The sequence below is a fragment of the Sphingobium sp. TomTYG72 genome (assembly GCF_055394715.1).
The window spans coordinates 1300577-1325188 of record NZ_AP027336.1 but is presented as its reverse complement, the minus strand read 5'-3'; the positions used below and the strand labels follow the sequence as shown (position 1 = coordinate 1325188).

General features: G+C 63.0%; 17 protein-coding genes. 13 read left to right on the top strand and 4 right to left on the bottom strand.

The window, feature by feature from the left end; all coding sequences use genetic code 11:
* Positions 1 to 23 precede the first annotated feature (23 nt).
* Positions 24 to 623, bottom strand: a complete 600-nt coding sequence (locus ACZ5U1_RS06685) for a TetR/AcrR family transcriptional regulator (protein ID WP_464779898.1) — start codon at positions 621 to 623, stop codon at positions 24 to 26.
* Positions 624 to 730: 107 nt separating this feature from the next.
* Here ACZ5U1_RS06685 and ACZ5U1_RS06680 point away from each other — a divergent pair, with 107 nt between their 5' ends.
* The gene (locus ACZ5U1_RS06680) at positions 731 to 3589 is read left to right on the top strand and encodes a DUF2339 domain-containing protein (RefSeq protein ID WP_464779897.1); all 2859 of its coding nucleotides are present in this window, start codon (positions 731 to 733) and stop codon (positions 3587 to 3589) included.
* Positions 3590 to 3613: 24 nt separating this feature from the next.
* The gene (locus ACZ5U1_RS06675; protein WP_464779896.1) at positions 3614 to 7009 is read left to right on the top strand and encodes an acyl-[ACP]--phospholipid O-acyltransferase; all 3396 of its coding nucleotides are present in this window, start codon (positions 3614 to 3616) and stop codon (positions 7007 to 7009) included.
* A 416-nt stretch (positions 7010 to 7425) separates the two neighbouring features.
* Here the strand turns inward: ACZ5U1_RS06675 and ACZ5U1_RS06670 are convergent, their stop codons facing one another.
* Entirely contained in the window at positions 7426 to 9645 is a 2220-nt protein-coding gene (locus ACZ5U1_RS06670) for an amylo-alpha-1,6-glucosidase (protein WP_464779984.1), read from the bottom strand.
* A gap of 10 nt (positions 9646 to 9655) precedes the next feature.
* Positions 9656 to 10756 (bottom strand): glycosyltransferase family 4 protein, encoded by a 1101-nt coding sequence (locus ACZ5U1_RS06665; RefSeq protein WP_464779895.1) that lies wholly within the window; start codon positions 10754 to 10756, stop codon positions 9656 to 9658.
* A 251-nt stretch (positions 10757 to 11007) separates the two neighbouring features.
* Between ACZ5U1_RS06665 and ACZ5U1_RS06660 the strand changes: the two genes are divergently transcribed.
* From ACZ5U1_RS06660 to ACZ5U1_RS06620, 9 genes are all read left to right on the top strand, one after another.
* Positions 11008 to 11445, top strand: a complete 438-nt coding sequence (locus tag ACZ5U1_RS06660; protein ID WP_464779894.1) for a hypothetical protein — start codon at positions 11008 to 11010, stop codon at positions 11443 to 11445.
* The gene (locus ACZ5U1_RS06655) at positions 11442 to 12152 is read left to right on the top strand and encodes a response regulator transcription factor (RefSeq protein ID WP_464779893.1); all 711 of its coding nucleotides are present in this window, start codon (positions 11442 to 11444) and stop codon (positions 12150 to 12152) included. The genes ACZ5U1_RS06660 and ACZ5U1_RS06655 overlap by 4 nt, the downstream gene beginning before the upstream one ends.
* A gap of 125 nt (positions 12153 to 12277) precedes the next feature.
* Complete coding sequence (locus tag ACZ5U1_RS06650) at positions 12278 to 12976, top strand: carbonic anhydrase (protein ID WP_196224108.1); 699 nt, start codon at positions 12278 to 12280, stop codon at positions 12974 to 12976.
* 3 nt (positions 12977 to 12979) lie between these two features.
* Entirely contained in the window at positions 12980 to 14476 is a 1497-nt protein-coding gene (locus tag ACZ5U1_RS06645; RefSeq protein WP_464779892.1) for a SulP family inorganic anion transporter, read from the top strand.
* A gap of 288 nt (positions 14477 to 14764) precedes the next feature.
* On the top strand, positions 14765 to 15616 hold the full coding sequence (locus ACZ5U1_RS06640) for a TorF family putative porin (protein WP_464779891.1): 852 nt from the start codon (positions 14765 to 14767) through the stop codon (positions 15614 to 15616).
* Positions 15617 to 15810: 194 nt separating this feature from the next.
* Positions 15811 to 16521 carry a response regulator gene (locus tag ACZ5U1_RS06635; RefSeq protein ID WP_196224106.1) on the top strand — a complete coding sequence of 237 codons (711 nt, stop codon included), beginning with the start codon at positions 15811 to 15813 and terminating at the stop codon, positions 16519 to 16521.
* Positions 16522 to 16529: 8 nt separating this feature from the next.
* Positions 16530 to 17852 carry an ATP-binding protein gene (locus tag ACZ5U1_RS06630; protein ID WP_464779890.1) on the top strand — a complete coding sequence of 441 codons (1323 nt, stop codon included), beginning with the start codon at positions 16530 to 16532 and terminating at the stop codon, positions 17850 to 17852.
* A 110-nt stretch (positions 17853 to 17962) separates the two neighbouring features.
* On the top strand, positions 17963 to 18973 hold the full coding sequence (epsC, locus tag ACZ5U1_RS06625; RefSeq protein WP_464779889.1) for a serine O-acetyltransferase EpsC: 1011 nt from the start codon (positions 17963 to 17965) through the stop codon (positions 18971 to 18973).
* A gap of 77 nt (positions 18974 to 19050) precedes the next feature.
* Positions 19051 to 19808, top strand: a protein-coding gene (locus ACZ5U1_RS06620; RefSeq protein ID WP_464778136.1) for an IS5 family transposase whose coding sequence is annotated in 2 segments (ribosomal slippage) — positions 19051 to 19369 and positions 19369 to 19808 — 759 coding nt in all. Because the reading frame shifts where the segments join, the coding sequence is not laid out codon by codon here.
* A gap of 217 nt (positions 19809 to 20025) precedes the next feature.
* On the opposite strand, the gene ACZ5U1_RS06615 is transcribed toward ACZ5U1_RS06620, so the two are convergent.
* Positions 20026 to 21672: an alkaline phosphatase family protein gene (locus ACZ5U1_RS06615; protein ID WP_464779888.1), complete on the bottom strand. Its 1647-nt coding sequence runs from the start codon at positions 21670 to 21672 to the stop codon at positions 20026 to 20028.
* A 79-nt stretch (positions 21673 to 21751) separates the two neighbouring features.
* Between ACZ5U1_RS06615 and ACZ5U1_RS06610 the strand changes: the two genes are divergently transcribed.
* Entirely contained in the window at positions 21752 to 23773 is a 2022-nt protein-coding gene (locus ACZ5U1_RS06610) for a protein-disulfide reductase DsbD family protein (protein ID WP_464779887.1), read from the top strand.
* Positions 23773 to 24510: a TlyA family RNA methyltransferase gene (locus ACZ5U1_RS06605; RefSeq protein WP_464779886.1), complete on the top strand. Its 738-nt coding sequence runs from the start codon at positions 23773 to 23775 to the stop codon at positions 24508 to 24510. Before ACZ5U1_RS06610 ends, ACZ5U1_RS06605 begins: the two co-directional genes overlap by 1 nt.
* The last annotated feature ends 102 nt before the right edge of the window (positions 24511 to 24612 follow it).

Here is a 24612-nt window from a genome sequence, read left to right as displayed (position 1 = left end):
TGTTGTCCCCCTGACTGCATCTTTTATAATGTTGCCCCAGCCGCCCTCAAGGATTCCTTGACACGGGCGATCGCCATGTCGAGCGGATCGTTTTCGCCAAGCAGGGCGAAGCTGCCATTCAGCGCAAAGGTGCAATGGCCGTGCACTGTTGCGACTAGCGAGCGGGCAAGGCGAGGGGCGACGTCCCGGCTTTCAGACGGCAGGACGGCGGCGACTTCGCGAACGACAATTTCAGTAAGGCCAGCACGCTGTCGGGCGTAATCCTCCGGCATGGGGACGCCCAACGGCAGGCGGTGATCATAGATCGCCATCCAGATATTTATATTCTCCCGCGCGAAGCGGAAATAGCCATCGACTAGCGCGGCGATACGATCCGGAGGATTGCCGGCGAGACGCGCCTCCAGAAAGGCCGCCCACAGATCGAAGGTGCGGGTGTTGATCGCGACGATCAGCCGGTCATAGCTTCCGAACACATTGTAGAGCGTACCTACCGAATAGCCGATCCGCTTCGCCACTTCCCGGGAGGAAAAGCGGGCGAAGCCAACCTCCGCCATATGGCGGTGGCTCTGGGCAAGGATCATCGCCTCCAGTTCTTCGCGGCTATGGTCAGAGCGTCGTCCCATGGCGATCAGTGGTAATGGCTTAATTAAACACTGTCTAATTATTTTATTGAACAGTGTTTAATTATACGATAGCGACGGAACATTCTTCGCTTCAAGGGATGCGACTCATGCTTGTGGCGCTTGTTTTGCTGGTCTTCGGTATCCTGCTGTTCGACATGCGGGGGCGGCTGAAGGCCGTCGAGCGCCGGTTGGCCATGCTGGAGGACTGGCCGCCGCTGCGCGAACAGGTGGACGAAGCCGTGCGATCGGCGGCCATCGTGATACGCGAAAGGCCGGTCCCGGCTGCGCCGCCCCCTGCACCTCTAGCCGAGCCGGTTGCGCCTGTTGTGGAAGCGCCGGTCGAAGCGGAGCCGGAGGCTGTCCCGGAACTTGCTGTCGATCCGGCCGCGCCATCGCGTTCCTCCTTCGGTTTTGAGGAACTGTTTGGGCGGCGGCTGCCGATCTGGGCGGGCGGGGTGACGCTGGCAGTCGCGGGCGTGCTGCTGGTCAAATATTCGATCGACGCGGGGCTTTTGTCGCCAGCGGTGCGCGTCGCGCTGGGCCTGCTGTTCGGCGCGGCGTTGATCGGCGGAGCGGAAGCCGCGCTGCGGCAGGAGGCGCAAGTGCGCGATCCTCGGGTGCGGCAGGCGCTGGCGGGGGCAGGGCTGGCTACGCTCTATTTCAGCCTGTTGGCGGCACATGGGCTATACGCGCTGGTGGGGCCGGGGACGGCCTTTGCCGGGCTGGCGGCGGTGACGGCGCTGGCCATGGGGCTGTCACTGCGTTTCGGCGCGCCGAGCGCGCTGCTGGGGCTGGTGGGCGGTCTGGCCGCGCCGACGCTGGTTGAGGCGGGGTCGCCCAATGTGCCCCTGCTGAGTTGCTACTTGGCACTAGCGGTGGGCGGCCTGTGCGCGCTCTCGCGGACACAGCGCTGGATGTGGTTGGGGGTGAGCGCGTTGATCGGCGGAGCCGGTTGGGGCGCGGCACTGCTGGTCATGGGGGCTCTGGACTGGGCTTCCTCGCTGTGGGTCGGGCTGCTGCTGTTGGCGCTGGGCGTAGGCCTCCCATTGCTGGCCTTTTCAGGGACGCGAGGGACTGTCGTGCGCATAGCCGCTGCTGTGGTGGCGGCGGCGCAGATGGCGGCGCTGGTCGCGACCGGCGGTTTTGCGATGCTGCATTGGGGTCTGTTCGCCCTGCTGTCCGTGGCGCTGGTCTGGCTAGGGCGCGATGCGGCCTTGCGGCCCCTGAGCGCGGTCGGGCTGAGTGTCGCGTTGCTGCTCGCCGGAATCTGGCCGGAGCCGGAAATGAGCCGCTTTGCGCTGGTAATGCTGACGATGGGCGCGATCTATGGCGGGACGGCGTTGGGACGGTTGTGGCGCACGGGCGGAGGGCTGGTGGAGGCCGGACAGGTCGCTGGGCTGGCCTTGGGTGGCCTGCTCGTCAGTCTTGTGCATTTCTATCATGTGGGAGCGGACGGCAGCTTTGCCTTGCTGGCCCTGGCGATCACGGTTCTGCCGGTGGCGGCCATGATGTTGGGCTGGAACTGCACCGAGCGGCGGCAAGATGCGCGCTTTGCCCTGCTCGCGACGACTGCGGCTGCATTAATGGTGGTAGCCGGCGCCTTCGGTCTGGCGGGATGGGCTTTGGCCATCGCCGTGGCGGCGGGGGCGGCGAGCCTGTTGATGCTGGCTGAGCGAGCCCAAGACCGGCAGGTCGAAGGAAGCGGCTGGGTTTTTGCGATTGGCGCAGTGATGGCGTTGGTAGGATGGGATTTCGCTCAGATGACGCGGCTTTGGGGTGATGCCGTCGTACCCGCTGAGGCCGGGCTGCGCTGGCTGCCAGTGGCGTTGATGGCGGTCTTGTTCGGCTGGCGCGCGCGTTTCGCCGAGGGACGGCTGGTTGCGCAGGGTTTTGCAGCGCTGCTCGGCTATGGAGCGGTGGCGCAAATCATGCCCGCGGTCTGGCTACCGGTGGTGGCGGCTCTGGGGCTGGCGCTGCTGGCGGAGATCGCGCGGCGGTGGCTGCCTGCGCTGGGCGTGATGGCCGCTATTTCGTTGCTGTGGGCGGTCTGGCCGCTGGCGGTATGGTCTGGCCATGCGCTGCTGTCGCTGGCGGGGGAGCCGATGCTGGTGACGGGATTGCCGCAATTTGGGGAGGCGCTGCGACGACTGGCGGTTCCGGCGGGGGTGCTAGCTGCGGCCTTGTGGCGGGTAGGCGGATCCGTGGACATGCGGGTTCGGCGGTCGGGGCTTGCCGTGGCGGCGATGATGGGCGCAGTCGCGATCCATATCGGCTACAAGCAGATCTTTGGGCTGGTGAATGACGCGGACGTGGTGCGCCTGGCGCTGGCCGAGAGGGTGGTCTGGGAGGCTGTGCTGATTGGCCTGGGCTTTGGTGTCTGGCGGTGGGCGAAATCGTCCGGAGTGGCGCTTTGGCTCATCGGCGTGGGCCTTGGCCATGCGCTGGTTTATACGGTGCTGCTGCATGATCCGCTCTGGGCTGCTCAGGCGGTTGGGGACTGGCCGGTCGCCAATCAGTTGCTGCCCGCCTTCGGCCTGCCGTTCTTGGCGATCGGGCTGGTCGAGCGCAGGAACGAGGTGTTGAAGCGGCCTGCGGATATATTGCGGATGCTGCTGATCGCGCTTTTTGCGCTGGCCAGCGTGCGGCAGATGTTCGTGGGAACGGTTTTGACCGTACCAGGACTGGGTGAAGGCGAGGACATCCTGCGATCCGTGCTTGCGCTGGGGCTGGCGTTCAGCTTCCTGCTCTGGGGCATCCGCACCCAAGCGCATGACTGGCGCATCGGGTCGCTGCTGCTGATGCTCTGCGCCGTCGCCAAGGTATTCCTGCTCGACGCGTCGGGCCTCACCGGGCTGCTGCGGATCGGGTCGTTCCTGGCCTTGGGCTTCAGCCTGATCGGGATCGGATGGCTTTATAATCGCGTGCTACGTGAACCGGTTAACAACTCTGCGACAAATGCCGCATAATGGCTGAAGGACGGGGGTAAGAAGATGTCCGCACCTGATCTGTCTTTGCTGGGTAAACGTCGTTTCGCGCCATTGTTCGTGGTGCAGTTTATGGGCGCGTTCAACGATAATCTGTTGAAGTTCGCGCTGCTGTTCCTCGCTAATTTCGGCCTCTACCGCGCCGAGCCGGACAAGGCGGAGATGCTGGCGACGATCGCCACGGGCCTTTTTATATTGCCCTATTTCCTCTTTTCGGCACTTGCCGGGCAATTGGCTGACGCGTGGGACAAGGCGAAGCTGGTACGCGCGGTCAAGGCGGCGGAGGTCGTCATCATGACCCTCGCCGTGACAGGTTTCTGGTTACAATCGGTGCCGATCCTGCTGTCCTGCCTGTTCCTGATGGGGCTGCATTCGACCATTTTCGGGCCGGTCAAATTCTCGATCCTGCCGCAGCATCTGCATCCGCATGAGATTATGGGCGGGACCGGACTGATCGAGGCGGGAACCTTTCTCGCGATCCTGAGCGGGCAGTTGCTGGCGGGAGTTATCCCGCCTTGGGAGGCGGGCCTTGTGGCTGTCGGGGTCGCGATCTTCGGCTTCCTCATCAGCCTTGCCGTGCCGCCCGCGCCGACGGTAGCGCCGGGCCTCAGGATCGAACGCAATGTGTTCAAGAGCACCTGGCATATCCTGAAGGCCGCGCGGCATGGCCGGGGCGTCTGGCTGTCGATCCTGGGCATCAGCTGGTTCTTCGCCGTGGGCGCGGTGCTGCTGGCCGAGTTTGCGCCGCTGGTGAGCGGTGTGCTGAAGGCCCGCCAAGAGGTCGCGACGCTGTTCCTGTTGATTTTCTCCATCAGTGTCGCCCTGGGATCGATGCTGGTGAACCGACTGCTGGGCGGGCATGTGTCGGCGCGGTTCGTGCCGGTTTCGGCGCTGGCGCTGGCCGGATTCATGATCGACCTGTGGCTATCGACCAGCGGCTTTGCACCGGTGCATCAGGGCGCCGGGATTGCGCAATTCGTTGGGTCGCCGGGAAGCTGGCGAGTCATGGTGGATCTCACCGGCATCGCCTTTGCCGGCGGCATGTTCATCGTGCCGCTCTATGCCATCCTCCAGACGCACAGCCCCCGCGAGGAGCGGTCGCGTACCATTGCCGCCAATAACATCGTCAATGCGGCGACCACGGTGGCGGTCGTCTCGGCTGTGACAGCGATGCTGGCGCGAGGCGAGAGCGTGCCCGGCATCATCGGGGTGATGGGCTTTGCGACTTTGGCGGTGGCGCTGATCAGTTGCTGGCTGCTGCCGGAGACGGTGATCAAGGCTATCGTGCGCGGGCTGCTGAAACTCTGCTATCGGGTGGAGGTGCATGGCGCTCGGAACATGCCCGCCGCTGGGGAACCGGCGGTGGTGGTGGTCAACCACGTGTCCTTCCTTGACGGGCTGCTTCTGGCCGCCTTCCTGCCCGGCAAGCCGACTTTTGCGGTGCATACCCGGATCGCCAAGGCCTGGTGGGTGAAGCCCTTCCTGCCGTTGTTCGATGCCTTTCCGGTCGATCCGACCAATCCCCTTTCGGCCAAGGCGATGGTCAAGGCGGTACGCGAGGGGCGGACGTTGGTGATCTTCCCCGAAGGGCGGATCACTGTCACCGGCGCCTTGATGAAGGTCTTCGACGGCCCCGGCATGGTCGCGGACAAGGCCGATGCGCCGATTATCCCCGTGCGGATCGATGGCGCCCAGTTCACGCCATTTTCGCGATTGAAGGGGAAGGTGCGGTTGCGGCGTTTCCCCAAGATCATCCTGACCGTGCTGGAACCGCGCCGCTTCACCATAGAGGGAGAAATGACGGCGCGGGCGCGGCGGGCAATCGCCGGGCAACGGCTGTATGACGAGATGAGCCAGATGATGTTCGCGACGTCGGACACCGACCGGACGCTGTTCGAGGCGCTGCTCGAAGCGAGGCATGTCCATGGCGCAAAGGCGTTGGTGGTCGAGGATGTGAAGCGCGAACCGCTGAGTTACGGGCGGCTGGTGACGGGCGCGCTAGTGCTGGGACGGGCTTTGGGCCGCTCGACACGGCAGGGTGAGGCGGTGGGCGTGCTGCTGCCCAATGTTGCGGGCGTGGCGGTGACCTTCTTTGCTCTACAGGCGGGCGGGCGCGTGCCCGCGATGCTGAACTTCACGGCGGGCCTTGCTAACCTGAAGGCGGCCTGCACCGCGGCCCAGATCCGGACGATCGTCACGGCGCGCGCCTTTGTTGAGCAGGGCAAGCTTGGCGATGTGATCACAGGGCTGGAGGCGGAAGGAATCGGCTTTATCTGGCTGGAGGATTTGGGTGCGACCATCGGGGCGGGAGCGAAGCTGCGCGGGCTGATCGCCAGCCGTTTTGCCGGAAGGGTGCATCGGAAGCTCAGGATTTCGCCCGATGATGCGGCGGTGATCCTTTTCACCTCCGGGTCGGAAGGCCTGCCCAAGGGCGTGGTGCTGACCCATCGTAACCTGCTGTCCAATTGCCGGCAGTTGGCGGCGCGGATCGATTTTAATTCGTCGGATGTCGTGCTGAACGCGCTGCCGGTGTTTCACAGCTTCGGGCTGACCGGCGGGACGTTGCTGCCGATCTTCCATGGCGTGCGGACGCTGCTCTATCCCAGCCCGCTTCACTACCGGATTGTCCCGGCGCTCGCCTATGACGCGAATGCGACGATCCTGTTCGGGACGGACACCTTCCTGTCGGGGTATGCGCGGATGGCGCATGGTTATGACTTCTACTCGCTGCGCTACATCTTCGCCGGGGCCGAGCGGGTACGGGACGAGACGCGTAAGACCTATGCCGAGAAGTTCGGGCTGCGCATAATGGAGGGCTATGGCGCGACGGAGGCCGGGCCCGTCATCGCGGTCAACACACCGATGCATTTCCGCGCCGGGTCGGTCGGACGGTTGCTGCCGGGGATCGAGGCGCGGCTGGACGATGTGCCGGGGATCAGCGAGGGCGGGCGGCTCTCGATCCGGGGACCGAACATCATGGCGGGCTATATGAAGGCCGATGCGCCGGGAATTTTGCAGCCACCCGAAGGGGGCTGGCACGATAGCGGCGACATCGTGACCATCGACGAACAGGGCTTTGTGACGATCCGGGGGCGGGCCAAGCGTTTCGCCAAGATCGGGGGCGAGATGATCTCGCTACCAGCCGTGGAGGGCTATGCCTCGGCTTTGTGGCCGGATGCGGAGCATGCTGTGGTAACGCGGCCCGACGCGCGCAAGGGGGAGCAGTTGGTGCTGTTCACCACGGCGCGGGATGCAAAGGCGGCGGCATTGCAGGCTTGGGGCAAGGCCAATGGCGTGACGGAACTGGCTCTGCCGCGCGAGATCAGGGTGCTGGATGCGCTGCCGTTGTTGGGCACGGGAAAGACTGATTACGCATCGATGATGCAGATGGCGGCAGTTTAAGGGTGAGACTGGTTGTTGTTGGTTGGGCACGACGCGAACCGCCCGTTTCCGGCCGTAAGCTTTGAGCGCGATCGGATCGGACCTTGGGTGGGAGCTATGACTACGCGAATTCGCTGCTTGCCCGCTTGAATTCCCTGTAAATATCGCAGGGAATTTGGCTTCGTCGGACCCGAAAATACGGGCGATTGCTTCAGAGAGGAAACGCCGGGAGAGCCCCGTTTCGCGATATTCCCTGTATTTTCCCAATAGAACAGGGAAATGTGGGTGGGAGACCGCTCCGGCCTGGACTGCGTCACGCACCATTTTTGTTTGCGCGATGCCGCCCACCAACCCATCGCGCGGGTTCGACCTTGCTCCGCTTAGCCGCACCACCTTTTTCAAGGCCTTGGGTGACGCGAAGTAGCCAGGCAAAAGCCTCAAGCTATCGTCACCACCCGCGCCGAGCCTGTTCGGTCGAGGGGCTTTACCACGACCTTGTCACCCATTCGGTCAAAGGCGATGTCGATCGATGCTTCGCCAATGCGCAGGCCATAGAGCCGCAGTTCGTCGAGGAATCGCGGCAGGGCTGGTTCGCGCAGGGAGATTTCAGGACCTGCTACATCGAAGCCGATGCCCAGGCTCGACTGGATCAATGACAGAGGGGCGGCGGCGGACCATGCTTGGGGGCTACAGGCCACGGGATAGAAGGTCGGTCCTTGCGCCCGACGACGCGGAAATCCGCAGAAAAGTTCCGGCAGACGCATTAGGTCCACATAGGTCGCGGCCGCGAAGAGGCCTTCGAATATCTGTGCCGCCTCACGCTTGTAGCCATAGCGGGAAAAGCCTGCCGCGATGAGGGCATTGTCATGCGGCCAGATCGAGCCGTTATGATAGCTCATCGGATTGTAGCGCGCTTCCGTCGATGCGATGGTGCGGACGCCCCAGCCGGAAAAGGAGGCTGGCGCCATCAGCGTGCGCACCACCGATTCCACGCGCTCTTCCCGCGCGAGGCCGGTAAACAGCACATGCCCCGCATTGGAGGAGCGAACGCGGCAAGGCTTCTTTTCCCCATCCAGCGCCAGAACATAGGTGCCGAGTTGCGGGTCGAAGAAGGCCGCATCGAAATGGTCGCGCAAACGGTCGGCGCGTAATCCGTAGTCCGCCGCGCGCTGAGCATCGCCAATCGCGCTGTGGATGGCTTCGGCGGCCCTCCAGGCGCCGTAGACATAGGCCTGAACCTCCGCGAGCGCGATGGGGCCGCGCGCGATGGAACCGTCTTCGTGAAAGATCGAGTCATGGCTGTCCTTCCAGCCCTGATTGGTCAGGCCCTGATCGGTGAGCCGCCCATATTCGACGAAGCCGTCCCCATCGCGGTCGCCATGCTGATCAATCCATTCGAGGGCTGCATCCAGATTCGGCAGCAGGCTGGTGATGAAGGGCTGGTCGCCTGTTCTTTCCAAATAGGCCCCAGCCAGCATGATGAACAGCGGCGTTGAATCGATGCTGCCATAATAATGGCGGAACGGCACTTCGCCCAGTTCCGCCATTTCACCATGGCGGACCTCGTGCAGGATTTTTCCCGGCTCCGCATCCGCCGCTGGGTCGAACGCGGTGGCCTGATGCCTGGCCAGATAGCCGAGTACGCCGCGGCTGATCGCGGGATCATACCAAAGCGTTTCCAGCGCGGTGATGATGGCGTCGCGCCCGAACACGGTGCTGAACCAGGGAATGCCAGCATAGGGATAGGGGCCAAATTCGGTGTCCGTGGACAGCATGGTGATGTCGGCCACGGACCTGCGCGTAACCTCATCGAACAGAGCATTTGATGAACGGACGGTCGCGCCGCGTGCCCTTGCCTGTTTCAGCGACTTCATGGATTCGCGAAGGGTCTTGAGGAACTGGCGGGAGAAGGGTTCCTGCGTCAATTCTGCCCGCTCGCACGCAACGCGCATGTACAGGGTGCGCCGTTCGCCGGGCGGGACCATGATCTCAAACATGGCATGGCTTTCAGTGAGCTCTTGAGGCGCCGGATCAAAACAGAGGTGGGTTTCACGCGTCTTGGCGTCGCGGCCTTCATAGACGAGGAGAACGTCGGCGCTTCCCACGACAGGGGGCTTCATCACTCCCTTACGCAAGCGCGTCATGCCGCGAATTTCGAAAAGATCGGCAAAATCGGCGGCGAAGCTCATCTCCACCTTCACCGTTCGGGCTTCGGTATCGAAGTTGCGGATCGTGATCCGTTCGTGGACGGCGGAGTCCCACAGGAACCTCGTGCGGCGCAGGTGGATAAGGTCATGTTCCACCGCGACCCTGCCATCGTCGCCCGAAAAATCGGGATTTGTAAGGTCGCAGGTCAGCATGGCGTTGTCGTCGCGCAGCGCGGAACTCAGCAATATGGGACGGAACCCATTGATCGTCATATAGAGGTGCGACAGGTGACGGGTGTCGCGGTGGTAGAGCCCTTCGGGGCTCCCCGGTCCTGCGATCGCATCGCCGCTATGATCGAAGACCGCAAAGCTGTCGCCATGCTTCAACGTTCGCGGACGCCGTTCGTGGAGCGAAGCGGTGGCCGGGATGAAGAACTGGGTCTGTTGCTGGGACAGGGACTTTGCCGGTTCCGTGGCCAAGGCTTCAGGCTGCAACTGGCTCGCCGTCATGCGACTCTCCTTATCCGACCACCTGAAGGTGAAGCTCTGCTTCATCACCGCGCTCACGACGAAGCCGCGCGGCATCGGTGCGCGCGCCGGGCAGGCCGTGATAAAGCGAGACATAGTCGGCCGCCATGCGCTCTGCCGTGAAACGTGCATCAAAGGCGGCGCGTACCCCGTGGCGGTCGAGTTCGCCGAGCCGTGAAACGGCTTCGACGGCCTGATCCTCCGTATCGACTATGAAGCCCGACACACCGTGGTCGATAATCTCGGGAACCGATCCGCAGCGGAAGGCGATGACAGGGGTAGCGCAGGCCATCGCCTCGATCATCACCAAACCAAATGGTTCGGGCCAATCGATCGGGAACAGAAGGGCACTGGCGCCGCCGAGGAAATCAGCCTTCTGCGCTTCATTGATTTCGCCGACGAAATGAATGTTGGGATGAAGGTTGATAAGCGGCGCTATTTCAGCCTCCCAATACGCCTTGTCCACATTGTCGATTTTGGCGGCGATCTTGAGCGGCTTTCCGGAACGGGCGGCTATGCGAATGGCGCGGTCGGGCCGCTTTTCCGGCGATATTCGCCCAAGGAAGGCGAGATAACCATCGTCGCTGTCGATTTTCGGTGGCAGCAGACCGGCGGGAAGGCCGTGATAGACGGTGCCTGCCCAGTTTACAGGCGGCATAGGCAGCCGTTGGTGGTCGGAAATGGAAACCAGGCTGTGATCGCGGAAGGTTTGGTAGAAAGGACGCAGGTCCGGGAGGTCGAGGCGGCCGTGCAGCGTCGTGACGCATCGGCCGACGATGTCCTGCACCAGCGGCATGTGAACAAGATCGATGTGGAAATGCAGCGCATCGAACTCATCGGCGCGCTGGCGCACCGCTTCCAGCAACATCATGTGGTAGGGAATGGTGTCGCGAACATGGGGATTGAGGCGAAGCGCCATGTCGGTGACGGGCACCAGTTCCGCGCGCGTGACGGAATCGCCGCTGGCAAACAATGTCACGTCATGTCCCTGATCGACCAACGCTTCGGTAAGGTAGGAAACGATCCGTTCGGTTCCGCCGTATAGCTTCGGCGGCACGCTTTCGGCCAAGGGAGCGATTTGAGCGATTTTCATTCAGCAATCCTCATCATTGGCCATGAAGGCGCCAAAGGCGCGGACGGCCGTTGACGAGGGTTAAAAGCCTGAGCGTCGGGCGGGTTGCATGCGCTGTTCAAAGCATGAGGGATTTTGGCGCGTAAAAATGCTTTGCCGCGCCGAAGCGTTTCCGCGCGCCCAGCAACAATATGTCACATTCGGAAAATTTCAGAGACATTTGCCCCGCCTATGCCTTGGCAAGCGCTTCCTACGCCAAGGAGTTTCTTCGCATGCTTTCCATCTTCGCTTCCGCTGCCGTCATGGCCGTCGTCGCTTCGGTCCACAGTGCAGACATCAGCCATGCTTCCACAGCCTATCGGACGAGCTACGAAACGGTGTCGACGGTTCATGTCCAGCAGGTCGAACCGCGCTTCGCCACCCGTCCGGCCACGCCCGTTTGTCGTTGGCAGGCCGAACTGGGCGTGAACCGCTCGGTGACGGCAGAGGGCAATGCGATTGCAGCAATGGGGAAGGCTATCCATCGCTTCACCCCGCTATCGGGTAGCTACGCCGGCAGCTGTGCAAGCGCGCAGGGTCAGATCGACGCGGAGATCAGCCGCTACGCTCAGGCGCGCGCTGGCGAGGCGCTGGCGGCGGCGCAAGGCGACAGTGCGGTTATTCAGGGTGAACTCGATGGCCTTCGCAGCCTGTCAGTGAAGGGCGGATGAGTCCACCGCTGATCCTGATTGCCGAGGAAAAGCCCGAACAGCGCCAGCAGGTGCGCGAGTATCTGGAGCAGAGCGGCTTTCGCGCGCTGCCTGCGGCGTCGGCATCGGACATATGGAACGCGATCAAGACCGCGCCCGTCGGTGCGCTGGTGCTGGATGCAGCGCTGCGCGGCCCCGATGGCATGGACCTTTGCCGTGACGTCCGGGAGCGGAGCGACGTGCCGATCATCCTGGTTGGCGCAGGCGGAAGCGAGGTTGACCGGGTCGTCGGACTGGAACTGGGTGCCGACGATTATATGGTCAAACCCTATTCGAACCGGGAACTGGCCGCACGGCTCCGCGCGGTGCTGCGCCGCAGCAAGAAGGAGCGGTTGATTGGGCTGCGTGCCAGTACCCTGGCGCGGTTCGATGGGTGGCAGGTCGATTTCGCCAGGCGGGAAGTGAAGGATGAGCGAGACGAACCGATCGAGCTTACCGCCGCCGAATTCGCGCTGCTTCAGGTCATGTTGGAACATCCGCAGACGGTCATCCCGCGCGCGAAACTGATGGAAATGGCGGGCGTACGCGACGCGCCGTCATCAGACCGCAGCATTGATGTGCTGGTCAGCCGGGTTCGTCGGAAGCTGAGCGCTGGTGGCAGGGCTGCGCCCATCGTTACCGTTCGTGGGGCCGGATATATGCTTAGCGCCGCCGTGGAGCGGCAGTAACGGCAAAAAATCTCATCAGACATACTATTTAACAAAACCGCTGCGACGCAGCAAAAGCGCATGCCTATCCTTCAAATTGCGCCGATCCGCCCCCTGATCGGCAATCAAGATGAAGGATAGAAGCCATGAACGAGCTTATCGGTCGCGTCTTCAGTTTCGAAAGCAAGGTCTTTCCGGACAAGAGCACGCTTTACAACCAGCTTGCCAATCACGGACAGAGCCCCAAGGCGCTGATGATTTCCTGCGCTGACTCCCGCATCGTGCCGGAACATATCATGCAGGCCGATCCCGGCGACCTGTTCGTATGCCGCAACGCGGGCAACATCGTGCCCCCGCATGCCAGCCAACTGGGCGGTGTCACCGCGACGGTGGAATATGCCGTCATGGTTCTGGGCGTGCGCGACATCATCGTGTGCGGCCACAGCGATTGCGGCGCGATGAAGGCGTTGGCGACGGACGCCGACCTGACGTCGATGCCCAATGTTGCCGCATGGCTGCGTCACTCGCATGCCGCGCAAAAGGTGTGCCGTGAAAATTACCCGTCCGATCTGAGCGACGCGGAAAAGCTGCGCAACATGGCGCTGGAAAATGTCGTGGTGCAGTTGAACCACCTGCGCACCCATCCGTCGGTGGCGGCGGGCGTGGCACGCGGAGAAATCGCGCTGCACGGCTGGTATGTCGACATTCATGCGGGCCAGGTTCTGGGGCTCGACGGGGAAACCGGCCGGTTCGTACCCATGCGCGAAGGCGATCCGCTTCCTGTCGCACAGGCGCAGGCGCGGCGCCTTGCTGGTGAAACCAGCATCGCCATGGCCGCGGAGTAACCCATGCTGAAGGCTCTTTCCGGCGGCACGTTCAGCCGCGACTTCACCGCATCCATCGTCGTGTTTCTGGTGGCGATGCCCCTCTGCATGGGCATCGCGGTCGCCTCCGGCGTGCCGCCGGAGAAGGGGCTGATCACCGGCATCATTGGCGGTATCGTCGTGGGCCTGCTCGCGGGTTCCCCCTTGCAGGTCAGCGGCCCGGCGGCGGGCCTTGCAGTCATCGTCTTTGAAATCGTGCGCGAGCAGGGTCTGTCCGCATTGGGACCGATCCTGATCCTTGCCGGTGCGATTCAGGTCATTGCCGGATTGATGAGGGTCGGGGGCTGGTTTCGCGCCATTTCGCCCGCCGTCGTCCACGGCATGCTCGCGGGCATCGGTGTGCTGATCGTCGTAGGGCAGTTCCACGTCCTGTTCGACGATAAGCCGCTTTCCAGCGGGCTTGCAAATCTGGTCGCGATGCCTGGCCAGCTTTTCGGTCTGAGCAATCAGGACGCAGCGACCGCCTTTGCCGTGGGTCTTGTCACCATCGGCGGCATGCTGGGGTGGGAAAAGATCCGCCCCGCGTCTATGAAGCTGCTGCCCGGCGCCCTTGTCGGCGTGGTTCTGGCGACGCTAGTGGCATTTCTGTTCAGCCTGCCGGTGGCGCGCGTCGTAGTGCCGGAATCGATCGTCGCAGCGGTGACTTTGCCGGGCGAGGGGCTGTTCCAGCAATTGATGAACCCGACGGTCATCACGACTGCCATCGCGATCGCCTTCATCGCCAGCGCTGAAACATTGCTGTCGGCCGCTGCGGTGGACCGGATGCATGATGGTGTGCGGACCAACTATAATCGCGAATTGAGCGCACAGGGCGTAGGCAATCTGCTGTGCGGCGTTGCGGGCGCACTGCCGATGACCGGCGTTATCGTCCGCAGTTCCGCCAACGTCCAGGCGGGGGCCAAGACCCGTATGTCCGCTGTCCTGCACGGCATCTGGATACTCGGCTTCGTGGCTTTGCTGCCCTGGTTGCTGCGTGAAATTCCGATGGCGGCGCTGGCAGGCATCCTGGTTGTGACCGGCGTTCGACTGGTCAGCCTGGACCATGTGAAGCACCTGCTTCACCGTTATGGCCCGCTGCCCGCCGTGGTGTGGGCGGTTACGCTGATCATGGTGGTCACGATGGATCTGCTGACGGGCGTGCTGGTGGGTATTGGCCTGTCGCTCCTCGAACTGTTGCCCCATGCGCGCCGTCTGCGGCTGGGCATGGATGAGGACCGGCGGGATGATGCGCATGAATTGGCCCTGCATGGCACGGCCACATTCCTGACACTTCCCAAATTGTCGGCCAAGCTGGAGTCGGTTCCCGCCGAACGTCCCGTCATCCTGAACGTCGAGCGGCTGCTCCATATTGATCATACCTGCGCCGAGATGGTGCGGGAATGGATGGATCGCCGCCGTGGCACCGGAGCGAGCGTCGAACTGGCGGGTGCAACCGGACGCCTGCGTAACCTCGCCGCCTGAACCTCACCCCCATCAGGCGTCGTTAGCCGCCGCACCACTTCCAGGGTGCGGCGGCTTTTTCATGTATGGATGTGATCAAGAAATCAAATAGACATATTTGGAACGCGATCAGCAAACAACCGTGCCTTTGAGGGCACGGCCTGAATGTCACCTTCGCACTTGCGGTAAAAGTCCATTCCCCTTCATCCGGGCGCGCCTTAGCCTGATGTCAATCCGCCGGGATCCGGGGCATTCAGACCTTTGGGCCAGAGCGGACGCAGGACGGAACATTCTTACCGAAAAAGGGGAATGTTCATGAAAATCGCTAAGTTGCAGATGGCCTGTGCGGCTCTTGCCCTGTTGTCGAGCGCTCCGGCCTTCGCTCAGGAAGAAGCTGAAGGTCCCGTTACCGTTTCAGGCAGCGTCGCGCTGGTTTCCGATTACCGTTTCCGTGGCGTGTCGCAGAGCGACAAGGGTATGGCCGTTCAGGGCGGCATCACTGCCACTCACGAAAGCGGCGCCTATGCCGGTGCCTGGGCTTCGAACCTTGCTGGCTGGGGTCAGTTCGGTGGTTCGAACATGGAACTGGACCTGTTCGCAGGCTATGCCATCCCGCTGGGCAGCGCGACGCTGGACGTCGGCCTGACCTGGTACATGTATCCGTCGGGCGCGGACAAGACCGACTTCGCTGAGCCTTATGTGAAGCTTTCGAGCCAGCTTGGTCCGGTCAAGGGTCTGCTGGGCGTCGCCTATGCGCCCAAGCAGCAGGCGCTGGGCAACTGGTGCAGCGACGCGGCATGCACGGTTGCCGATCCGGGCGACAAGGATGACAATCTGTACATCTGGGGTGACGTGAGCGGCGCAGTGCCGGGCACGCCGGTTACGCTGAAGGCGCATCTGGGCTATTCGGACGGCAACCCCGGCCTTGGCCCCAATGGCACGTCGATCGCGCCCACGGGCAAGTATCTCGACTGGCTGGTCGGCGCGGACGTCGCGATCCCCGGCACGCCGCTGACGCTGGGCGTCGCCTATGTCGATACCGACATCAAGCGTTCGGAAGAAACCTACATCCGCCCGAACTTCATGGTTCAGGACGGCGACAATTTCGGCAAGTCGATCGCCCGCAGCCAGGTGGTCTTCTCGGTTTCGGCCGCTTTCTGATGAAATCATGCCGGGCCTTTCACGAGGCCCGGCATGGCATTCTTGCTCGTCATGGGGGCGAAATTGTCCCTTGCATGACAAATCATTGCTGAACCTGTTTCCAAGGGTTTCCAATGTAACGTCCGGTTGACCCTGCTGGAAGCCGCCCCTACTTCAGGCGCTATGAGCCGTTTTAGTTGCGCAACATTTCCGGCATGACTGCCCCCACGATCATACTTGTCGAGGACGATCCGCCGCTGCGCACGCTGACCGCGCGCGCTCTTCAGGAACATGGCTATCAGGTGCGGCCTGCCTCTTCGGGGCCGGAAATGTGGGTCGCCTTTGACGCCGGGCCGGTCGATCTGGTCGTGCTGGACGTCATGCTGCCGGGCACCAACGGCATCGACCTGTGCCGCCAGATCCGGCGCAAGAGCGACGTTCCGATCATCTTCATCAGCGCCAAGGGCAGCGAAACCGATCGGATCGTGGGCCTGGAGCTGGGCGCGGACGATTATCTGCCCAAGCCGTTCGGCACACGCGAACTGATCGCGCGGATAAGGGCTATCCTGCGCCGCGTGGGCGTAGAGCGGGGGCCTGACGAACATCGCGAGAATGAGGCGCGCTTCGACGGCTGGGTCGTCAACTTCCCGCGCCGGGAGCTGCGTTCCCCCACTGGCGCGATTGTGGACCTGACGGGTGCGGAGTTCGACCTGCTCGGTTCCTTCCTCAGCCATCCGCAGCGGGTTATCGCGCGCGAGCGGCTGATCGAATTGTCGCGCACCCGGATGGGGGATAGCTCCGACCGCAGCATTGATGTGCTGGTCAGCCGGTTGCGGCGCAAGCTGTCGACGCAAGGCGCGGCGGCGCCGATCACCACCGTGCGCGGCGTCGGTTATATGTTCAACGCGGAAGTCAGCCGGGCTTGAGTTTGCATATGAGCCGGTCGCTAGGTCTGGTCGGACGGCTGCTGGCAATCCTGCTGCTGGCGCTCACACTGGAATTTGCGGTCGGTACGCTGATCTACGAGCGGGCTGGTCATCTGTCCTTGCAGGATGACGAGGCGCGGCGGTTGGCCGAGCATTTGGTAATCGCGCGCAAGCTCGTGACCGAGCAGGAACCGGCCGATCGGCACGCAATGGCGATCCAGCTAACCACCGATCGCTATGATGTCCATTGGACTCCTGCGTCACCACCGCCGCCAACGCTGGCGCCGGAATTGCAGCGGATGCGGCGCCAGATCATCGCCTGGGAACCAAGCCTGGAACAGTCGAGACTGTGGCTGCGGCTCGCATCGCCCGGGGGGCGGGTGTCGCAGATCAATGGCGGATTGCAGTTGCCCGATCGCAGCTGGCTCTATTTCGGCATGCGGCATAGTGGGGGGCAGTGGACCTTCACCATCGGGCGAATGGGGCTGGCGCTCATTCCGCTTGTGGCGCTGATGGTGGCGGGGGCCATGTTGATCCGGCGGACGCTGGCGCCGCTCAAGGACCTTACCAAGGCGACTGAACATATTGGCCTCAGCGATGAGGTCGTAGTCGCGGAAAGCGGGACCAGCGATGTGCGTGACCTGATCCGCGCGTTCAATGCGATGCAGACGCGCATCCATCGCCTGATCACTGAGCGCACCGAAACGCTGGCCGCCGTCGGGCATGACTTGCGCACGCCTCTGGCGCGCTTGCAGCTCCGGCTGGAGGGCATCCCCGATGCGGAAGCGCGCGATGCGATGGCCGGTGACCTTGAGGAAATGGGGGCGATGATCGAATCGCTGCTGGCCTTCCTGGGCGGGGAGAAGAATGGCGAGCCACCTGTGCGCGCGGACGTGGCTGTCACGGTCGCGACGGTGGTCGATAGCTTTCAGGATCAGGGCGCCGATGTCAGCTATGAGGGGCCGGATCATCTGGAAATGGATGTCCGTCCGCTCCAGCTGCGCCGCGCGGTCACAAATCTGGTCGAAAACGCGCTCCATTATGGCCAGCGCGCTTATGTCAGTGTCGAGCGTCGCGACGGCGAGGTGGTGATCCGGGTCGAGGACGATGGTCCGGGCATCCCGGAGGACAAGCTGGAGGAGGTGCTGAAGCCCTTTTTCAGACTGGATGAGGCGCGGGGACGTCATACGCGGGGCCTGGGGCTGGGGCTCGCGATCGTGGCGAAGGCGGTCGAGCAGGAAGGTGGCAGCCTTGTTCTGGAAAACCGGCCCGAAGGCGGGTTGAGCGTGGAAATTCGCCTGCATATGGCTGGTGCCAGCCCGATCCGTTGAAACGGGCTGACGCTTCCGGTTAAAAAGAAGCATCGCGGCGACAAGCAAAACTCGTTTACCGGATCGGCTGGTGGCGGTCTATGCCAGCTTCCGTTGAACAAGAGGCGCATATGACCGCAGAAGGCGAAAGCGAAGATCAGCTTCTGGAAGGCTATTGGGACCTGGATCGGCTGGTGAGCGATCTTGGGAAGGTTCGTACAGGCTGGCGCGCAGCGCAGCAGCATCATGCCGAATATGGCGCGGAGGGTTTTCCGTCACGGGCCAATCTTGCCAAGATCATGACGTCGCTTTGCGGCGCGCTGTTTCCGTTGCGCCTTGGCCCCAGCTTCATTCGCATCCATAATGAAGATGCCTTTGTCGCGCAGACGTTGCAGACGGCGCTCAGTCGTCTTTACGGCCAAATCCGACTTGAGCTTCTCTATAACATGCATGGCAGGCCGCCTGTCGAAATCGATGGCGAAGCCGCCCGGATCATCGGCAACTTCGCCCAAAGCCTGCCTGGCTTGCGCGATTTGCTGGATTCAGACGTGGAAGCGGCGTTTCTGGGCGATCCCGCCGCGCGCAGCGTCGATGAGGTGCTGATCTGCTATCCATCGATGCTGGCGATCATACATCATCGGCTTGCCCATCGCCTCTATGATCTGGGCGCACCGCTGGTCGCCCGCATCATCTCCGAAATTGCCCATTCGCGTACGGGTATCGACATTCATCCGGGGGCAACGATCGGGCGCAGTTTCTTCGTCGATCATGGCACCGGCGTTGTCATCGGCGAGACGGCCATAGTGGGTGACAGGGTGCGGCTGTATCAGGGCGTGACGCTGGGCGCGCGCAGCTTTCCTGCCGATGAAAGGGGGGCGCTGGCCAAGGCGATTCCCCGGCATCCGATCATCGAGGATGACGTGGTGATTTATGCGGGCGCCACCATTTTGGGCCGCATCATCATCGGCAGCCGGTCAGTGATCGGCGGCAATGTCTGGCTGACTGACAGTGTTCCGGCGAACAGCAATGTGCGTCAGGCAAAGGCGCAATATGAGGTGACCAGCCGGGTCGAAGTATCCGCCCCGCACCGTGTCCACTCCCTGATGGACGCGGAGCGGGACGGCTTCGCGGAAAATATCTGACTGTTAGGCGCTGTCTGCATTCACAGGATTCCCATTGAGTTGAAGTTCTGATTCAAGGTTGTCGAAGGAGACGATCATTGAGCAGACGTGCACTGACGGACGACCAGTGGGAGCGGATCAAAGGGCATCTTCCCGGGCGATCTGGCATGCCGGGCCGGAGCGGAGTGGATAACCGGTTGTTTGTCGATGCGATCTTGTGGATGGCGGGCAACGCAGCGCATTGGCGGGATCTTCCTGAGGTTTTCGGGAAGTGGACGGGGGTGCATGCCCGCTTTCGCCGCTGGTCTCACAATGGCGTGTGGGAAGAGCTTTTCCATGCCATGGCCGATACGCCCGACTTTGAGTATGTCATGATCGACAGCACGATCTCAAAGGTCCACGCCGACGCGGCGGGCGCAAAAGGGGGGCTCAAAGTGCCGCCATCGGTCGTTCGCGTGGCGGGCTGACAACCAAATTGCATGCCGTGGTCGATGCGATCGGCCTGCCGCTGCGCATCCATCCAACGCCGGGGCAATATGGCGATTGCCCGCAGGCCCAGTCCCTCCTGGCCGGGCTCAAGGACGTTGATCATGTCATTGCCGATGCCGCCTATGACGCCGATCCGCTACGCGCCTTCATCGCCGGTGAACTCGGCGCAACCGCTCAAATCAAGGCCAATCCCAGCCGCGCTGTCGCGCCGCCCATTGACTGGAGGCTCTACAAGGAGCGCCATCAGGTCGAATGCTTCTTCAACAAACTCAAACGCTTCCGTAGGATCGCCTTACGATGCGAGAAAACCATCTCAGCCTTCATGGGCTTCGTCCATCTCGCATGCGCCATGATCTGGATACGGTGAATGCAGACGGCGCCTAGAGCGCGCTGCGTTGAATCGGGCGCAAGATGCGCGCGCTGGAGCTTCTTGCTTAAATCGGCACCACCTCCTTTTTCCGTTCGCCCTGAGCCTGTCGAAGGGCTTTCCTTCTTTTTAGAAAGGGAAGGGCTTCGACAAGCTCAGCCCGAACGGGGTTGAGTGATCCAGTAAGTTGAGTGATCCAGATGCAAGGCGCGTTGCTCTAATCCGCGGCGCAGCTGTCGCCTTGGCCTGCGATCAGGTCGAGGCACCTGCCGTCTATCTCATTACGGGGCACGGGCAGACGGATAAGGGCCGCCAGCGTCGGCATGATGTCCGCCACTTCGACGCCGAGCGGCTGTTCGAAATGCCGCATGCCTTTGCGCCAGAAGAGGATCGGAACGCGCCGATCCGTGTCCCAGGGCGAGCCATGCGTGGCGACCGCACCATAGGAAGGATTAGCGATGGGCGACACGCGTGGTTTCAGCAGCAGGACAAGGTCGCCCGAGCGTTCGGGATCGAAGCTGGCCCGGACTAACTGAAGCAGGCTCCAGCTTTCCGGCGGACCTGAAGGAGACGGCGCGGCGGCGATCTGCGCCTTGGTAAAGACGGTTTCCACCTGCGGATGCGCGCGTAACAGGGCGAGTGTGGCGGCTTCCACCTTGGCGCGCTGGGCGCGGGTGAGATTGTGGTCGAAATAAAGATCGCCAGATGGGCCGTCGCCCTGGATCAGTCCCTTGCCACCTATGCCGGTGCGGGCGGCCACTGCGTCTGAAAGCGTTCGGGGCATGAGCGCCGGATCGACGCGCTGTTCCATCGGCATCGCATTTTGTTGATGGCGCTCCGGCAGATCGTGGCCCCCATGATCCGCGGTGAGCATGACGACATAATCAATGCCCTGCTTGTCGAGCCGGTCGAAGAAGGCGCCCAGTTCGCGGTCCAGCCGATCGATCTGGATGCAGCTTTCGGTTCCTTCCGTGCCATAGGCGTGGCCGATGAGGTCGGTCGCCGAAAGGCCGATGGAAATGAGGTCGGTCTGAGCCTGCTTGCCAAGGCTCATGCTTTCGATGGCGGCAGCGGCGAACGCCAGGGTCATGGCATCCTGCTCAGGCGACGCACGGAATGCGCCGAATTGACCGGCGGGCCTTGCGAAGCGGCCGGTGCCGACAACCCGCGAGCCCGCACTTACGGGAAAATCCTTGGCGGCGCATTGCGGGGGCAGGTCAAAGCCGGGATTGGGCTCAGCCAGCTGTTTTGCGAACACTTCATTCACCCGTGCGACCAGCGGCGGCGTTGGCGTGCCGGGATAGCTGACATAGCCCTTTGATCCCAGCCACCAGACTTGATCCGTCTTTGCGCCCCCCATCATGATGGCCGCGCGATCCTTTCCGGCGATGGACACGTTGCGGACGGCGGGATTGATTGCCTTCATGCGTTCGCCGAGTGTGGGCACGCGCAGATGGACAGGGGAGGGGACATATTTGGAACTGCTACTGTCCGGCTGTTTCTCATCCTCCGCGCAGTAGATTGTCTTGTCGGGCCGGGCAGCGCTCTGATCGATCCAGCTGTTGGCGATAATGCCAGTGCGTGACGGGCGGCTGCCGGTCAGGATGGTGCTGTGGCCGGGGCAGGTTTCGGTTGCGGCGTGGCTTTGATATCCGCGCGGGAACACGGCGCCTTCGCTCAGGCGCTTGAGGCCTGCGCTATAATAGGGGCGATATTCGCTGAAGAGATCGGCCGAAAACTGATCGACCGAGATCGCGACGATCAGCTTTGGTGGCGCGTCGGAGGGGGCGGGCGTCGCGGCAGGTTGGGCCAGCGCGGGCAAGGGCGCCAGCAACAGGAGGGTGTGAAGCGTTTTCCTGAACATCTTTGTACGATCCCTTCTGTGCCTTGACGGCGCAACCATGCCGACCTAGCCCGCTGTGATCCACACGAACAGAGGCCCGATGCGGATTTTCCATGTCCTCCTGATGACGCTGGCGCTGTTTATCGCGCCTGTTGCCAGCGCCCAGGGCGCATTCGGATCGGGTGCGCCGCATATCGCCGCGCAGTTGGTCGCCGAAAGCGACGCGCCTGCCCCGGGCCGGACCAGCAACATCGCCTTCGCCATGACGCCAGAGGCTGGCTGGCATGGCTATTGGCAGAATCCGGGTGATGCGGGTCTGGGCATGACCGTGAAATGGGTGCTGCCCAAAGGTGTGAGCATCGGGGCTTTGCGCTATCCGGTGCCCGAGACGCTGCTCATTTCTGGCCTCATGAACCATGTTTATGAAGGGCCTTATGCGCTTCTCGCGCCTGTGAAGATCGCGCCTGAGGTGGCGAAGGGCACGCGCCTGCCGATCCGTGGGAAGGCGGAATGGCTTGCCTGCACCGACAAGATTTGCGTGCTCGAGAGTGCCGATCTCGCGCTGGACCTGATCGCGGGCGACGGCGCGGTGGCGCCCGCGATGCAGGCCCGGTTCGATGGTTGGCGGGCGCATCTGCCGCGTCCGCTCGGGAGCGAGGCGAGTTACGCCGTCGCCGACGGCAAGCTGCGGATGTCGATCCCTTTTCCGGGGGAAGCTGCGGCGTCTGACGTGCATCTCTTTCCGCTGGAAGAGGGCGTGGTTCGCTATGCCGCGCCTCAGTCGGTCCATCGTCAGGGGGACCGGCTGCTGATCGAAACCGAGGCCGGGCAGGGGTTCAAGGGAGATGCGGTGCAGGCGGTACTGCGCACCGGGGATCATGTCGGCTTTCTGGTGACGGCTCGCCCCGGCGTGGTTGCGGGGGCGAGTTCAGGTCTTTTGCGCACGGCTTTGATCGCGCTTGGCGGGGCGATATTGGGCGGGCTGCTGCTCAATATCATGCCGTGCGTGTTTCCGATCCTGGGGCTGAAGGCGCTCAAGCTGGCGCGCGCTGGGGGTGATGAGGCAACGGTGCGGCGGGAGGCGCTGGCCTATGGCGCGGGCGTCATCCTCACCTGTCTGGCGCTGGGCGGGCTGCTGCTGGCGATCCGGGCAGCGGGCGTGGCCGTGGGCTGGGCGTTTCAGTTGCAGGACCCGCGCGTTATCTTGCTGCTTCTGCTGCTGGTCACGGCGGTCGCCTTCAACCTTGCGGGGTTGTTTGAACTGAGCGCCTTTGGCGGTGGGGAGAAGCTGGCGGGGAAGAAGGGCATTGCGGGTTCCTTCTGGACCGGCGCGCTGGTCGCTTTCGTCGCCACGCCTTGCACCGGGCCGTTCATGGGCGTGGCGATGGGTGCGGCGTTGGTGCTGCCGGTCGCGGCGGCGCTTGCGGTCTTTGCCGGGTTGGGCTTGGGCCTTGCGCTGCCCTTTCTGTTGCTCGCCTATATACCGGCGCTTCGCGGGCGTTTGCCACGGCCGGGGCCGTGGATGGAGACTTTCCAGAGGATATTGTCGATCCCGATGTTCCTGACCGCGCTAGGGCTGGGCTGGCTGCTCGGGCAGCAGCGCGGCGTGCCGGGGATGACGATTGGTCTGGGGGCGGCGTTGCTGTTGGCGCTGCTACTGTGGTGGCTGGGGGAGCGTCAGCATCGTGGCAAGCGGGGCTGGCTGATCGTCATGCTGGGTGCTGTGCTTCTGCTCGGCGCGGGAGGGCTGCTGCTGCCTGCACGGACGGCTGGTGTTGCGCAGGCGCAGGACGGCCTTGTGGCTTTCGACGAAGCGCGGCTTGCCGGGCTGCGCGCGGCTGGAAAGCCGGTATTCCTCTATTTCACCGCCGACTGGTGCCTGACTTGCAAGGCCAATGAGGCTGCGGCCATTGATCGGGCCGAAACGCGGGAGGCCTTTGCCAAGGCGGGGGTGACGGTGATGGTCGGTGACTGGACGAGTGCGGACCCGGCCATCACACGTTTTCTGGAAGCGCAGGGACGATCGGGCGTGCCGCTCTACCTTTGGTATGCTCCGGGAAAATCCGCCGAGGTGCTGCCGCAGTTGCTGACGGTGTCCACGCTGACAGGGCTGGTGCGCTGATGGCGAAGCTGCGCGCGGATCAGTTGCTCGTCGATCGCGGGCTGGCCGAGAGCAGGGCGCGGGCGCAGGCGCTCATCCTCGCGGGCCTTGTCTTCCTGGGCGACAGGAAGATCGAAAAGGCGGGGCAGCAGGTTGCGGAGGATGCCGCGCTGGAGGTCAAGGGCCGCGATCATCCCTGGGTGTCGCGTGGAGGCATAAAGCTGGCCCACGGCATTGATCATTTCGCGCTGGATGTGACTGGCATGATCGCGATCGACGTCGGGAGCTCGACCGGCGGCTTTACCGATGTGCTGCTGACCAACGGCGCGGCGCGGGTTTATGCGGTGGACAGCGGGACGAACCAGCTTGCCTGGAAGCTGCGATCCGACCCGCGCGTGGTCGTGCATGAACAGACGAGCGCGCGCATATTGACCGCCGACCATATCCCGGAGCCGGTCGATATCATCGTGTGCGACGCGAGCTTCATATCGTTGGCGAAGGTGCTGGACCGGCCGCTCAGCTTTGCCCGACCGGGGGCGCATCTCATTGCGCTCATCAAGCCGCAGTTCGAGGCGGGTCGGGAAGAGGTCGGAAAGGGCGGCGTCGTGCGCGATCCAGCAATCCATGCCCGCGTTTGCGAGGAAGTCAGTCAATGGCTGACGGCGAAGGGCTGGACGGTGCTGGGCGTGACGCCAAGCCCCATCACCGGCCCCCAAGGCAATGTCGAGTTTCTGATCGGCGCGAGGTTGGACGGCTAGACGCGGGCTTGCTTATAGTCAGGTAGGCGTTTGATTTTGTGACAGATGCCGGTCTTCAGCCTCTATTCGCGGTTGCGGGATGAAGTGTTTCACCGCAAACCA

Excerpts from the sequence above, each read along its gene's own strand:
- ACZ5U1_RS06685 (WP_464779898.1), bottom strand. The coding sequence starts at position 623 with ATGGGACGACGCTCTGACCATAGCCGCGAAGAACTGGAGGCGATGATC.
- ACZ5U1_RS06680 (WP_464779897.1), top strand. The coding sequence starts at position 731 with ATGCTTGTGGCGCTTGTTTTGCTGGTCTTCGGTATCCTGCTGTTCGAC.
- ACZ5U1_RS06675 (WP_464779896.1), top strand. The coding sequence starts at position 3,614 with ATGTCCGCACCTGATCTGTCTTTGCTGGGTAAACGTCGTTTCGCGCCA.
- ACZ5U1_RS06670 (WP_464779984.1), bottom strand. The coding sequence starts at position 9,645 with ATGACGGCGAGCCAGTTGCAGCCTGAAGCCTTGGCCACGGAACCGGCA.
- ACZ5U1_RS06665 (WP_464779895.1), bottom strand. The coding sequence starts at position 10,756 with ATGAAAATCGCTCAAATCGCTCCCTTGGCCGAAAGCGTGCCGCCGAAG.
- ACZ5U1_RS06660 (WP_464779894.1), top strand. The coding sequence starts at position 11,008 with ATGCTTTCCATCTTCGCTTCCGCTGCCGTCATGGCCGTCGTCGCTTCG.
- ACZ5U1_RS06655 (WP_464779893.1), top strand. The coding sequence starts at position 11,442 with ATGAGTCCACCGCTGATCCTGATTGCCGAGGAAAAGCCCGAACAGCGC.
- ACZ5U1_RS06650 (WP_196224108.1), top strand. The coding sequence starts at position 12,278 with ATGAACGAGCTTATCGGTCGCGTCTTCAGTTTCGAAAGCAAGGTCTTT.
- ACZ5U1_RS06645 (WP_464779892.1), top strand. The coding sequence starts at position 12,980 with ATGCTGAAGGCTCTTTCCGGCGGCACGTTCAGCCGCGACTTCACCGCA.
- ACZ5U1_RS06640 (WP_464779891.1), top strand. The coding sequence starts at position 14,765 with ATGTTCATGAAAATCGCTAAGTTGCAGATGGCCTGTGCGGCTCTTGCC.
- ACZ5U1_RS06635 (WP_196224106.1), top strand. The coding sequence starts at position 15,811 with ATGACTGCCCCCACGATCATACTTGTCGAGGACGATCCGCCGCTGCGC.
- ACZ5U1_RS06630 (WP_464779890.1), top strand. The coding sequence starts at position 16,530 with ATGAGCCGGTCGCTAGGTCTGGTCGGACGGCTGCTGGCAATCCTGCTG.
- epsC (WP_464779889.1), top strand. The coding sequence starts at position 17,963 with ATGACCGCAGAAGGCGAAAGCGAAGATCAGCTTCTGGAAGGCTATTGG.
- ACZ5U1_RS06615 (WP_464779888.1), bottom strand. The coding sequence starts at position 21,672 with ATGTTCAGGAAAACGCTTCACACCCTCCTGTTGCTGGCGCCCTTGCCC.
- ACZ5U1_RS06610 (WP_464779887.1), top strand. The coding sequence starts at position 21,752 with ATGCGGATTTTCCATGTCCTCCTGATGACGCTGGCGCTGTTTATCGCG.
- ACZ5U1_RS06605 (WP_464779886.1), top strand. The coding sequence starts at position 23,773 with ATGGCGAAGCTGCGCGCGGATCAGTTGCTCGTCGATCGCGGGCTGGCC.